15 protein-coding genes are annotated in these 10982 nt (G+C 63.3%); 13 read left to right on the forward strand and 2 right to left on the reverse strand.

Going from position 1 to position 10982, the window contains the following annotated elements; all coding sequences use genetic code 11:
- Window positions 1-111 precede the first annotated feature (111 nt).
- Both NKH35_RS13575 and NKH35_RS13580 read left to right on the forward strand, forming a co-directional pair.
- Entirely contained in the window at window positions 112-699 is a 588-nt protein-coding gene (locus NKH35_RS13575; protein WP_352914903.1) for a hypothetical protein, read from the forward strand.
- The gene (locus tag NKH35_RS13580; RefSeq protein WP_023670995.1) at window positions 699-1040 is read left to right on the forward strand and encodes a DUF6105 family protein; all 342 of its coding nucleotides are present in this window, start codon (window positions 699-701) and stop codon (window positions 1038-1040) included. Before NKH35_RS13575 ends, NKH35_RS13580 begins: the two co-directional genes overlap by 1 nt.
- Here NKH35_RS13580 and ruvX read toward each other — a convergent pair.
- Window positions 958-1464, reverse strand: coding sequence for a Holliday junction resolvase RuvX (gene ruvX / locus NKH35_RS13585; RefSeq protein ID WP_023688595.1), 507 nt, complete (start codon window positions 1462-1464; stop codon window positions 958-960). The two genes, NKH35_RS13580 and ruvX, sit on opposite strands and share 83 nt — an antisense overlap.
- Before the next feature lie 165 nt (window positions 1465-1629).
- On the opposite strand from ruvX, the gene NKH35_RS13590 reads away from it, so the two are divergent.
- From NKH35_RS13590 to NKH35_RS13620, 7 genes are all read left to right on the forward strand, one after another.
- The gene (locus tag NKH35_RS13590) at window positions 1630-2337 is read left to right on the forward strand and encodes a metal-dependent hydrolase (RefSeq protein WP_023670997.1); all 708 of its coding nucleotides are present in this window, start codon (window positions 1630-1632) and stop codon (window positions 2335-2337) included.
- Window positions 2338-2381: 44 nt separating this feature from the next.
- Window positions 2382-2798, forward strand: coding sequence for a hypothetical protein (locus NKH35_RS13595; protein WP_023670998.1), 417 nt, complete (start codon window positions 2382-2384; stop codon window positions 2796-2798).
- A gap of 110 nt (window positions 2799-2908) precedes the next feature.
- Entirely contained in the window at window positions 2909-3196 is a 288-nt protein-coding gene (gene gatC, locus NKH35_RS13600) for an Asp-tRNA(Asn)/Glu-tRNA(Gln) amidotransferase subunit GatC (protein WP_023670999.1), read from the forward strand.
- Between the two features lie 7 nt (window positions 3197-3203).
- On the forward strand, window positions 3204-3659 hold the full coding sequence (locus tag NKH35_RS13605; RefSeq protein WP_352914905.1) for a GNAT family N-acetyltransferase: 456 nt from the start codon (window positions 3204-3206) through the stop codon (window positions 3657-3659).
- Window positions 3659-5224 (forward strand): amidase, encoded by a 1566-nt coding sequence (locus tag NKH35_RS13610; RefSeq protein ID WP_023684675.1) that lies wholly within the window; start codon window positions 3659-3661, stop codon window positions 5222-5224. Before NKH35_RS13605 ends, NKH35_RS13610 begins: the two co-directional genes overlap by 1 nt.
- A gap of 1 nt (window position 5225) precedes the next feature.
- Entirely contained in the window at window positions 5226-5756 is a 531-nt protein-coding gene (locus NKH35_RS13615; RefSeq protein WP_023684676.1) for a hypothetical protein, read from the forward strand.
- A gap of 7 nt (window positions 5757-5763) precedes the next feature.
- The gene (locus NKH35_RS13620; RefSeq protein ID WP_023684677.1) at window positions 5764-6561 is read left to right on the forward strand and encodes a YdcF family protein; all 798 of its coding nucleotides are present in this window, start codon (window positions 5764-5766) and stop codon (window positions 6559-6561) included.
- Here the strand turns inward: NKH35_RS13620 and NKH35_RS13625 are convergent.
- Complete coding sequence (locus NKH35_RS13625; protein ID WP_023671004.1) at window positions 6510-7253, reverse strand: DUF599 domain-containing protein; 744 nt, start codon at window positions 7251-7253, stop codon at window positions 6510-6512. The genes NKH35_RS13620 and NKH35_RS13625 overlap by 52 nt on opposite strands.
- Before the next feature lie 272 nt (window positions 7254-7525).
- Between NKH35_RS13625 and NKH35_RS13630 the strand changes: the two genes are divergently transcribed.
- The 4 genes from NKH35_RS13630 to NKH35_RS13645 all read left to right on the forward strand — a co-directional run bounded on the left by NKH35_RS13630 (window position 7526) and on the right by NKH35_RS13645 (window position 10972).
- Window positions 7526-8929, forward strand: a complete 1404-nt coding sequence (locus NKH35_RS13630; protein WP_023684678.1) for an L-serine ammonia-lyase — start codon at window positions 7526-7528, stop codon at window positions 8927-8929.
- A 78-nt stretch (window positions 8930-9007) separates the two neighbouring features.
- Window positions 9008-9445 (forward strand): DUF1489 family protein, encoded by a 438-nt coding sequence (locus NKH35_RS13635; RefSeq protein WP_023671006.1) that lies wholly within the window; start codon window positions 9008-9010, stop codon window positions 9443-9445.
- Window positions 9446-9548: 103 nt separating this feature from the next.
- Window positions 9549-10274: a VWA domain-containing protein gene (locus NKH35_RS13640; protein WP_352914908.1), complete on the forward strand. Its 726-nt coding sequence runs from the start codon at window positions 9549-9551 to the stop codon at window positions 10272-10274.
- Window positions 10274-10972 (forward strand): DnaJ domain-containing protein, encoded by a 699-nt coding sequence (locus NKH35_RS13645; protein WP_023700739.1) that lies wholly within the window; start codon window positions 10274-10276, stop codon window positions 10970-10972. Before NKH35_RS13640 ends, NKH35_RS13645 begins: the two co-directional genes overlap by 1 nt.
- Window positions 10973-10982 lie beyond the last annotated feature (10 nt).

Raw genomic sequence — 10982 nt, forward strand, 5'->3', positions numbered from 1 at the left:
GGCCGTGAACGAATTTGCCTGCCTGTGGACAGCCGTTAACCTTAACGAATGGTTTCCGTTGCAGCCGCAGGCCGCAGACCCCACTGTCTTTGTCACCAAAGCAGGAATGCCATGCGGCACATTTTGACGTCCTTTCTGGCCTTGCACTGGGCGCTGGTTTTCGCCCTGCTGGCGTTCATCTGTGTCGATGGAAACCGCGGCGTTGCGGGCGCTCTGGGCGTGCTCGGCGTCGTCGTGGAAAACACTCGTCTGGCCGATCTCGACAATGCTGCCGTCGTGGCGCCGCTGGCCATCGCCTTGCTGGTCGTGGCGGTGCTGTTTTGCTGGGGCTTCGTCGAGAGCCTGGTTAACGCCGCAGCGAGCCCGGACGAAGCCGACAGTGTGGCGCGGACCGCCTTCATTTCGGCATCCGCGGTGTTGTCGCTCATCCTGATCGGCGGCGCAGCGCGAGGCATCAACGGCCTGTTTTTGGTTGTCGCCGTGCAATTGGCGGCACTTCTGGCCTCCTATGTCGCCATGCTGGCCGAGCGGAGGTCGGTCTTCGCTGTCATGGTTTCTCGGGAGGCAGAGAGCCGCGCCACCGCCCATGCCATGGCCAAGGGTGCCGCGCACGGCTCCTTGCTGTCGCGCATTTCCGGCCGTCCGGACATTGGTCCCAGCGGTCGCAGAGGCGGCTCCAGCCGCAGGGACGGTCACTGATGCGCACGCTGTTCGCATTGTGGGCCGCGCCACTCGCTCTGTTCTGGGGCTGGTTCTTCCTGTCGCTCAACGACATCAATTTCGGCTACGTCATGCTCAGCCGGCAGCTGCATGATTTCGTGTTTCAGCTCTACGGGCAGATGCTGGGCATCGATCCGGCGATCATTCCGGGCATGGTGGCAAGGGCCTGCATCTTCGACGGCTTCCTGCTGATGGCATTGTGGGCGTTTCGCCGCCGCCGCAACATCATGGCCTGGGTCAGGCGGCAGGCGGGGAATCCGGTTCCGTCCGATCGCGTGGGTCAAGCGACTGGAGCCGGTCCAGAACTCCCTGCAGAATAAAGGCCGCAGCCGCCGAATCGATCTTGCCGGCGCGCTTTCGGCGCGAGAAATCCATCTCGATCAGCGTCCGCTCCGCCGCCACCGTCGACAGCCGCTCGTCCCACAGCACGAAGGGCAGGTCGGTTATACCTGCCATGTTGCGCACGAAGGCGCGCGACTTCTGGGCGCGGGGACCTTCCGAACCGTCCATGTTGATGGGGAGACCGAGTACAAACGCGCCGACATTGTCCTTCTGCAGCTGGGCGAGCAGCGCTGCCGCATCCAGCGAAAACTTTTTGCGCAGGATGACCGCGCGCGGATGGGCGAAGGACAGGCCGCGGTCGGAAACGGCGACACCGATCGTCTTGTCGCCGAGGTCGAGCCCGGCCAGCGTCCTGCCGCCCTCCAGCCGTGCCGGCAGATCCTCGATTGCTATGATGCCCAACGGCTTTCCCCAACCAGTTTTACCGTGACCCAGTCTAACCGTGACCCAGACTTGCCGTCACAAAGAGCGCGACACGTTCTTTTGAACCGCGAGCACACTATGTCACTTTAATTTTGCTGCCGGCGTTCTATCTTCCGGCGCAACCAAAATCGAGGAACACGATCGATGAAATTGACCTGGTACGGACATTCCGCCTTCCGCGTCGAGACATCAGGCGCGAACATCCTGATCGACCCCTATCTCGTCGGCAACCCATCATGGACGAGCGGCTGGGAGGGGCCGGCGGAAGGCGTCACCCATGTGCTTCTGACCCACGGCCACAGTGATCATGTCAGCGGCGCGGTGGAGGTGCTGAAGAAGAGCGGCGCCCAGCTGGTCGCCAATTACGAGATCTGCATGTACCTGGTCGGCAAGGGCGTCGACGGCAAGAAGATCAATCCCGGCAATCATGGCGGCACCGTCGATTGCGGTGCCTTCACCACCACATTCGTGCAGGCACTGCATTCCTCGTCGTTTGGGCTCGATGGCGGCCAGAACGTCTACCTCGGCAATCCCAACGGGCTGGTCCTGCATTTCCCGGAGGACAAGACGCTCTACCATATGGGCGACACCGACATCTTCTCCGATATGGCGCTGATCGAGGAATTGCATGAGCCGAAGATCGGCCTCGTGCCGGTCGGCGACCGCTTCACCATGGGCGGCGCGGTGGCGGCCCTGGCCTGCCGGCGCTTCTTCCACTTCGACACCGTCGTGCCATGCCACTTCGGCACCTTCCCGATCATCGACGCGACGGCGGAGAAGTTCGTGGCCGGCCTCGAAGGATCAGGTGTCGACGTAGCCTTGCCAGCCATCGGCCAAACGATCACACTATAGAGCGATCGTTGAAACGATCCCTTGTCGCAAAGGGGAATTAAACCATGGGTTTGAGAGAGACTCTTTGCGTTTCGATGCTGGTTGCGGCGTCGCCCGCATCCGCCGCCGAGGACTTCATCAAGGGCGTTTACCTCCAGACCCAGGAGCTTTGCGCGCAAGCCAAAAAGGACACGCTGCAGACGCTGATTGACACCGGCAATGTCATCTTGTCGGCGGACGGCCTGCAAAGCGTCGAGTATAATTGCGAGTTCGTCCAGGTCACCAAGGCGACGCGCTCGCCGAGCTGGGCGGTCACTGCAATCTGCCAGGAGCCGGGCTTTCTCTTTCCCGATATACTGTCGATCACGCAGATGAACGCGACCCAAATCGACATCGTCTCGGTGCGCCCGACCGCCGACGAAGGCGAGCAGGCCGGCAATGGCGGCAGCTATTATCTGTGCGAGGGTGTATCGCTGCCCTAGGCTGAAATGCCGCCCTGGCATGAACGGGCTCTATCCCCAAGCACGATCGATGTTGCGCGGCACGCGCCACGCCGCTATAGCGCCATCTGGTTTTCCCAAAGGCTAAAGACATGTCCGTTGATCTGCAAACTGTGAAGCGCGTCGCGCGTCTCGCCCGCATTGCGGTGAGCGAGGAGGATGCCGAGCGCATGACCGGCGAGCTGAACGCCATTCTGGGCTTTGTCGAGCAGCTGAACGAGGTCGATGTCTCCGGCGTCGAACCGATGACATCGGTGACGCCGATGGAGATGAAGAAGCGCCAAGACATCGTCACCGACGGCAACAAGGCTGCCGATATCGTCGCCAATGCGCCGGCCACTGACGAGAATTTCTTCCTCGTGCCGAAGGTCGTGGAGTAGGCGGCCGATGGCAATCGAGATCGCGATCGAAACGCCGCTGCAGGACGATGTCCGCGCTTTGGTCGAGGAGCTCAACGCGGCTCTGTTCGAACTGACGCCGCCGGAGCATTGCTACCATCTGACGGTCGAGCAGATGGCTGGCGACGACACCACCGTCTTTATCGCCCGCGACGACGGGCAAGCCATCGGCTGCGGCGCGCTGAAGCGCCATGATGCCCGCGTCGGTGAGGTCAAGCGTATGTACACGCGGCCTTCGCATCGAGGCAGGAAGATCGGCGCCAAGATCGTCGAACATGTCGAAACGCTGGCGCGCAGCGAAGGGCTGAAGCGCCTGGTGCTTGAAACCGGCGACCGCCATCCCGCCGCCTGGACCGTCTACGAACGCGCCGGCTTCTCGCGCTGCGGGCCGGTGCTGGATTATCCCGATTCCGAGTGGTCGGTGTTTTACGAAAAGAGCCTTTGATGAGCGAACTGACCCATCTGACAATTTCGCAGGCGCGCGCCAAGCTGCGCGCCAAGGAGATTTCGGCCGTCGAAATCACCGAGGCCTATCTCGGTGCCATCGAGCGCGCCAATCCGGTCCTCAACGCATATATCGTCGTCACGGGCGACAAGGCGCGCGACATGGCCAAGGCGTCGGATGCCAGACTGGCCAAGGGCGAGGGCGGTGCGCTGGAAGGCATCCCGCTCGGCATCAAGGACCTGTTCGGCACCGAAGGTATCCACACCCAGGCCTGCAGCCATGTGCTGGACGGCTTCAAGCCGCGCTACGAATCGACCGTCACCGCCAATCTGTGGGCAGACGGCGCCGTCATGCTGGGCAAGCTCAACATGGACGAGTTCGCCATGGGCTCGTCCAACGAGACCTCCTATTACGGCCCGGTCGTCAATCCGTGGCGGCGCTCGCGCCTCGACACGGTGGTGATGCCGACCACGCATCAGGGTGATGGCGGTTTCGTTTCGGCCGGCGGCACCAAGACCGCGCGCACGCTGGACAATGCCCAACTGGTGCCCGGCGGCTCCTCGGGCGGCTCGGCTTCGGCTGTCTCGGCTTTCCTGTGCGCCGGCGCCACCGCCACCGACACGGGTGGCTCGATCCGCCAGCCAGCCGCCTTCACCGGCACCGTCGGCATCAAGCCGACCTATGGCCGCTGCTCGCGCTGGGGCATCGTCGCTTTCGCTTCGTCGCTCGACCAGGCCGGCCCGATCGCCCGGGACGTGCTCGATGCCGCGATCATGCTGAAGTCCATGGCCTCGGTCGACCCCAAGGACACCACTTCCGTCGACCGGCCGGTGCCGGATTACGAGGCGGCGATCGGCAAACCGATCAGGGGCATGAAGGTCGGCATTCCCCGGGAATACCGCGTCGACGGCATGCCGGAAGAGATCGAGGCGCTGTGGCAGAAGGGCATTGCCTGGCTCAGGGATGCCGGCGCCGAGATCGTCGACATCTCGCTGCCGCACACCAAATACGCTTTGCCGGCTTATTATATCGTTGCGCCCGCCGAAGCGTCATCCAATCTGGCGCGCTATGACGGCGTCCGCTACGGCCTGCGCGTGCCGGGCCAGGACATTGTCGACATGTACGAAAAGACCCGAGCCGCCGGGTTCGGTCGGGAGGTCAAGCGTCGCATCATGATCGGCACCTATGTGCTGTCGGCAGGCTATTACGATGCCTACTATCTGCAGGCGCAAAAGGTGCGTAATTTGATCAAGCGCGACTTCGAGACGGTTTTTGCCGACGGCGTCGACGTCATCCTGACGCCGGCGACGCCGTCGGCCGCCTTCGGCATCGCTGACGAGGACATGGCCGCCGATCCGGTGAAAATGTACCTCAACGACATTTTCACGGTGACCGTGAACATGGCCGGACTGCCGGGCATTGCCGTGCCTGCCGGCCTCGATGCCAAGGGCCTGCCGCTCGGCCTGCAGCTGATTGGCCGTCCCTTCGACGAGGAAACCCTGTTCCAGACAGCCGCCGTCATCGAGCAGGCGGCGGGAACCTTCCAGCCGGAGAAGTGGTGGTAGCATGCCGCCTCCGTCTCGCATTTCCATCGTCGAGACGGGAAACGAACTGCTGATCACGAACCCGCCACGCACCTCGGATTTCAGGACAGTCTTTGTCCTGATCGGGGCCGCGATCGTCGCCTACACCGGCTACATGGGATTGACGGATATGTCGTCCGCAACGCTCACCAGCGGCACGCTCGGCCTGCTGTCCTTCGTGGCGGTCATTGCCCTCTTCACCTATTTCCTGGGCAAGGATTTCATCTGGCGGGTGTTCGGCAGGGAAACCCTGCGGCTGACCGACACCGCAGCCGTGCGCTCGGTGAGGGGTTCTTTGCGAAATCGGTGGTCACTGCCTTTGAAAGGGCATCTTAGGGTCGAAATCCTCGACCACACCTATCCCACGGACGAAGTGGAACTGTCGGAAGTCATCAGCTTGACCAACGCGAACGGCGTCCTTGTTTTCGGCAGGGAGTTAAGCCGCCTCGAAGCGGAAGCGGTAGCGAGTGCGGTCGAGCACTTCACCGGCCGTCACAATTTGAGCTGGAGATAGGCAGGCAATGTTCTTCTATCTCTCCAAGATCTTCTGGTTCTTCGTCCAACCACTCAACCTGGCGATCTTCCTGCTGCTTGCCGGCTTGCTCGCGGCGCTGATCGGCCGCCGGCGATTGGCGGCGACGGGCAGTGTGTTCGCCTTCCTGATTCTGGCGCTGTCGGCCTGGACGTCGCTTGGCGCCATGATGCTCAATCCGCTCGAAGAGCGCTTCCCAAAGCCGCCGCTGCCGCGGAAGGTCGACGGCATTGTCGTGCTCGGCGGCGGCTTCGAGGGCGCCATCAACTTGGCGCGCGGCGGCTATGAGCTGAATTCCGGCGGCGACCGCATGGTCGAGGCGGCGATCCTTGCCCGGCGCTTTCCCGAGGCGAAAGTGGTTATCTCGGGCGGCACCGGTGAACTGTTCATCGATGGCGAGGGGGATGCGGCCACCGCGCCGCGGCTGCTCGGTGCGCTTGGCGTCGACGCCGATCGCCTGATGCTCGAGAGCAAATCCCGCAACACCTATGAGAATGCCGTCTTCACCAAGGAACTGGTAACGCCGAAATCGGGCGAAACCTGGCTGCTGGTGACCTCCGCCTTCCACATGCCGCGCGCCAAGGCGCTGTTCGACAAGGCCGGCTTTCACACGGTCCCGTGGCCGGTCGACTATCGCACCTCGGGCAAGGAAGGCTTTGGCCTGTTTCGCGACAACGCACCCGATTCGCTGCAGACCACGACCATGGCGATCCGCGAGTGGATCGGGCTCGCCGCCTATTGGCTGTCGGGCCGGATCGACCAGCTTTTCCCCGGCCCGGGCGGCTGACCGATCACGGCTTGCCTTGCGGCGGAAAAGAACTGACGCCGCACCAGCACTGCCAGTAGCAGCAGCGTCGACAGCACGAACACGATCGGGTCGACGAACCAGCCGAGATAGCCGATCGAGAAGAACACCGCGCGCAGGCCTGAATTGAAATGCTTGCCGGCCAGCATGTTCATGCGCGCCGCGCGCCACACCGCCGTTTCGCTGACCGGGTTGCGTGACGCCTCGCCATAGGGGATCGGCACCGCGCCGATCAGGATCGTGCAGTAGTTGAAGAGACGGTAGGCCCAGCCGAACTTGAAGAAGGCGAAGGCCAGGATCAGGACCAGGCCAAAGACCTTGATCTGAAAGGCGGAGCGCGATGAGGTCGCGTTCAACGGCAGGTCGTTCAGCACGGCAAGGACCTGATCCGAGGCGCCAAGCAGCGCGAAACAGCCACCGAGCGCAATCAGCGAACTGGAGGCGAAAAAGGCGGTGCCTTGCTGCAGGCCGCTCATGATGGCGGTGTCGACGATGCGGATTTCGCGCTCGGCCATGGTGCGCATCCAGGCCTCGCGCTGCACGTTCATGGCCATCGTCAACGACACCCGGCTGACCAGTCTGCCGTCGGACGCCAGCGTATGCAGCAACCATGCAAGCAGGAAAAAAGCCAGCGCCGCCAGATCAGCCGTCGACAGATGGAAGGAATCGCCCATGCCCCCTTTTACCACAGGCAAAGCGGTCAGTTCGATGCTCCAAAGCATGTCGCCCAGAAGTGAGCTGCGGTTCTGGGACAACCACATGCATTAAAACAAGAACTTAAAGCGCGTCGCATGAACCCGTTTCAGCGCGACGCGCTTTCAGCCGGGGATGTCGCTGCCAGAGCAAACAAGGTCGGCAGGTGCAGCGCCGCAATCCGCAAAACAGCACAAACATCATGGAAAGTCCTATATGTAGGTCTTGATCCCATTCCCGGAGACGGCGCAGCGTGTTTCTTTCGGTTTTCGACTTGTTCAAGATCGGCATCGGACCGTCGAGTTCGCACACGATGGGACCGATGACGGCGGCGCAGCGGTTTCTCGACGAGATCGCCGGCGATGACTGGCCGCGCCCGGCCGGCGTCAAGGTCGATCGCATTGGCGCCAGCCTGCACGGCTCGCTCGCCTATACCGGTATCGGCCATGGCTCGGATCGCGCCGTTGTCCTCGGCCTTGCCGGCCTGACACCGCAGACGGTCGATCCCGATCAGGCCGAGGGCATCGCCACGCGCGTCGCAGCCGAGAAGCGGATATCGCCCCGCGGCCATCCCTCCTATCGCTTCGACCCGGCGACGGATCTGGTGCTCGACCGCAAGACGCCGCTCACCGGCCACGCCAACGGCATGGCCTTCTACGCTTACGATGCCGGCGACCGGCTGCTGCTCAAGCGCATCTACTATTCCATCGGCGGCGGCTTCGTGGTGTCCGAGGAAGAGCTGCAGCGGATGAAGGTGAAGGGCTCGGTGACCACAGAAGGCAAGAAGGTGCCCTATCCCTTCAAGAATGCCGTCGAGATGCTGAAGATGGCAGGCAAAAGCGGCCTGTCTATCGCCGACATGAAGCGCATCAATGAAGAGACGCATATGTCGCGCGAGGAGCTCGACAGTGGCCTTGATGCGATCTGGGGCGCCATGAAGGGCTGCATCGACCGCGGCCTGTCGCAGGATGGCATCATGCCGGGCGGGCTGAAAGTGCGCCGTCGTGCCCGCATGCTGCACGACAAGCTGCAGGAGCAATGGCAGCAGAACAAGCCCAACCCTTTGCTGGCCAATGACTGGCTGTCGATCTACGCCATGGCGGTGAACGAAGAGAACGCCGCCGGTGGACGCGTCGTCACCGCGCCGACCAATGGCGCGGCCGGCACATTGCCGGCGGTGCTGCGTTACTGGCTGCATTTCCACCCCGAGGCCGACCAGCCGAGCATCCGCGACTTCCTGCTCACGGCGGCCGCCGTCGGCGGCATCATCAAGACCAATGCCTCGATCTCCGGCGCCGAGGTCGGCTGCCAGGGCGAGGTCGGTTCGGCCTCGGCGATGGCTGCCGCGGGTCTCTGCGCCGTGATGGGCGGCACGCCCGAGCAGGTCGAGAACGCCGCCGAAATCGCGCTCGAACATCATCTCGGCATGACTTGCGATCCGGTCGGCGGTCTGGTTCAAGTGCCTTGCATCGAGCGCAACGCGCTCGGCGCCGTCAAGGCGGTCACCGCCGCCTCTCTGGCGATCAAAGGCGACGGCGTCCATTTCGTGCCGCTCGACGCCGCGATCGAAACAATGCGCCAGACGGGCCTCGACATGAACGAGAAGTACAAGGAAACCAGCCTTGGTGGGCTCGCCGTCAATGTCGTGGAATGCTGACCGCGCAACGCCACTGGCACTGTGGAGAAGTCGGGCAGGGCCGTTGACGCAATCGCGCGCCGGACTAAACCTTAAGCGATGGCACTCAATCTCCTAAAACTGTGCGTCGGTTGCGACAGCGTCGAGGACCTCGAAGAATGGATCGCCTTCCGCCTCGATGAGCGCCGCCGCGCCGGCGAACCCGCCGAGCACTGGCACACAACCCGCATGGTGCCGACGCGCGGCGCCGAGGTCACCGATGGCGGTTCGCTTTATTGGGTGATCAAGGGCAGCGTGCAATGCCGCCAGCTGATCACTGATATCAGGCCCTTCACGGACGACGAAGGCATCGGCCGTTGCCGCCTGATGCTCGACCTCGACGTCGTGCGCACCGACTGGCAGCCGCGCCGCGCCTTCCAGGGCTGGCGTTATCTCAAACCTTCGGATGCGCCCGCCGATATCGGCAAGGGCAAGGCCGGAATGGTCGAGATGCCGCCGAAACTGAAGCGCGAGCTCGCCGATCTGGGCTTGCTGTAGAGCCAAGGGCGCGGCCGCTTCTCCCAGAGCGTCGAGCGCTGGCCCTTCATCTTGTCCAAGGCTGGACTTGCAAGGGGGCCGACAACGCCACATCTTGCTTCTTATGAGCGACAAGAAGCAGCGTGTGCCCGCAAGGGCCGATCCTGCGCCGGTCAAGCCTCAATCCAATGCCGGCGAGATCGACGCCTTTATCCGTCAGGCCCGGACGCTTGTCGCGACCGGCACGGGCCGGCTGATCCTTGCCCTCGACGCAACGATGAGCCGCCAGCCGACCTGGGATCTCGCCATCAAGCTGCAGGGCGAAATGTTCGACGCCGTTGGCAAGGCCGGCACCCTCAGTGTCCAATTGGCCTATTTTCGCGGGTTGGGCGAGTGCCGCTCGTCGGCTTTTGTCGCCGACACCAATGCCCTGAAGCAGCTGATGACGCGGATCGACTGCCGTGCCGGCCACACCCAGATCGGCAAGGTGCTGGCGCATGCGCTGAAGGAAACGGCGGCGGCCAAGGTCAATGCTCTGGTCTATATCGGCGACGCCATGGAAGAGGATATCGACGACCTGGCGCAGAAGGCCGGCAGCCTCGGTCTGCACGGCGTTCCCGTCTTCGTCTTCCAGGAAGGCCATGATCCCGGCGCAGAAAAGGCGTTCAAGGAGATTGCGCGGCTGTCCAAAGGGGCTTGGTTCCGATTTGATCGGCGGGCTGCCGCGACCTTGGCCGGGCTGCTTTCGGCGGTTGCCGTCTATGCGACGGGTGGATTGAAGGCGCTCGAGGCAAGGGACAGGCCGGGAGATCGGCTGCTGATCGAGCATCTCAGGGGCGGCAGGAATTGATGGGCGCTATCATTGCACTTGTTGCACTGTTTCTGGTGCTGCTCGGCGCGGCGACGATCTTTGTCCGTGCCGATGCGCAAAAACTGGCAAGCGGCATGCGCACGCTCGGGCCGGTGCTTCTGGCGCTGGTTGGCCTTGCCGTGCTGGTGGTCGGGCGCGAAGGCATTGCCGGCCTCATCCTGGCCGCGGCCCTTGCCTGGTACGGTTCGATGCGAATGAAGCGGCCGTCGGTCGGGCCGGCGCCCGGCAAGCGCTCGACGGTGCGGACCGCCGCACTGGAAATGGAGCTTGATCACGATACGGGCGGGCTTGAAGGCCTGGTTCTGGCCGGCCGCCATGAAGGCAAGATGCTGGGCGCGATGGGCCTGGCCGAGCTGCAGCAGCTTTACCGCGAACTCCCCGGCGACCCGGAGAGCCGCCAGCTCCTAGAGACGTATCTTGACGGCCGTTTTCCCGTCTGGCGCAAAGACGCTGAGGCGAACGGTGGCGAAGGGCTGGGTGTTGCGCCAGGTGCGGGCGCCATGACTAAGGAGGAGGCCTACAAGATCCTTGGTCTTGAAGCGGGGGCCGCCGCGGCGGATGTCCGCAAGGCGCACCGCCGCCTGATGCAGCGCCTGCACCCCGACATCGGCGGCACGTCTTTCCTGGCGGCGCGGATCAACGAAGCCAAGGACGTCTTGCTCTCCAATCACAACTAGTCTCCTTCGA

The sequence above is a fragment of the Mesorhizobium sp. M1143 genome (assembly GCF_040318435.1).
Taxonomy (GTDB): Bacteria; Pseudomonadota; Alphaproteobacteria; order Rhizobiales; family Rhizobiaceae; genus Mesorhizobium.

Excerpts from the sequence above, each read along its gene's own strand:
- NKH35_RS13610 (WP_023684675.1), top strand. The coding sequence starts at position 3,659 with ATGAGCGAACTGACCCATCTGACAATTTCGCAGGCGCGCGCCAAGCTG.
- NKH35_RS13625 (WP_023671004.1), bottom strand. The coding sequence starts at position 7,253 with ATGGGCGATTCCTTCCATCTGTCGACGGCTGATCTGGCGGCGCTGGCT.
- NKH35_RS13590 (WP_023670997.1), top strand. The coding sequence starts at position 1,630 with ATGAAATTGACCTGGTACGGACATTCCGCCTTCCGCGTCGAGACATCA.
- gatC (WP_023670999.1), top strand. The coding sequence starts at position 2,909 with ATGTCCGTTGATCTGCAAACTGTGAAGCGCGTCGCGCGTCTCGCCCGC.
- NKH35_RS13645 (WP_023700739.1), top strand. The coding sequence starts at position 10,274 with ATGGGCGCTATCATTGCACTTGTTGCACTGTTTCTGGTGCTGCTCGGC.
- NKH35_RS13635 (WP_023671006.1), top strand. The coding sequence starts at position 9,008 with ATGGCACTCAATCTCCTAAAACTGTGCGTCGGTTGCGACAGCGTCGAG.
- NKH35_RS13620 (WP_023684677.1), top strand. The coding sequence starts at position 5,764 with ATGTTCTTCTATCTCTCCAAGATCTTCTGGTTCTTCGTCCAACCACTC.
- NKH35_RS13575 (WP_352914903.1), top strand. The coding sequence starts at position 112 with ATGCGGCACATTTTGACGTCCTTTCTGGCCTTGCACTGGGCGCTGGTT.
- NKH35_RS13605 (WP_352914905.1), top strand. The coding sequence starts at position 3,204 with ATGGCAATCGAGATCGCGATCGAAACGCCGCTGCAGGACGATGTCCGC.
- NKH35_RS13640 (WP_352914908.1), top strand. The coding sequence starts at position 9,549 with ATGAGCGACAAGAAGCAGCGTGTGCCCGCAAGGGCCGATCCTGCGCCG.
- NKH35_RS13580 (WP_023670995.1), top strand. The coding sequence starts at position 699 with ATGCGCACGCTGTTCGCATTGTGGGCCGCGCCACTCGCTCTGTTCTGG.
- NKH35_RS13595 (WP_023670998.1), top strand. The coding sequence starts at position 2,382 with ATGGGTTTGAGAGAGACTCTTTGCGTTTCGATGCTGGTTGCGGCGTCG.
- NKH35_RS13615 (WP_023684676.1), top strand. The coding sequence starts at position 5,226 with ATGCCGCCTCCGTCTCGCATTTCCATCGTCGAGACGGGAAACGAACTG.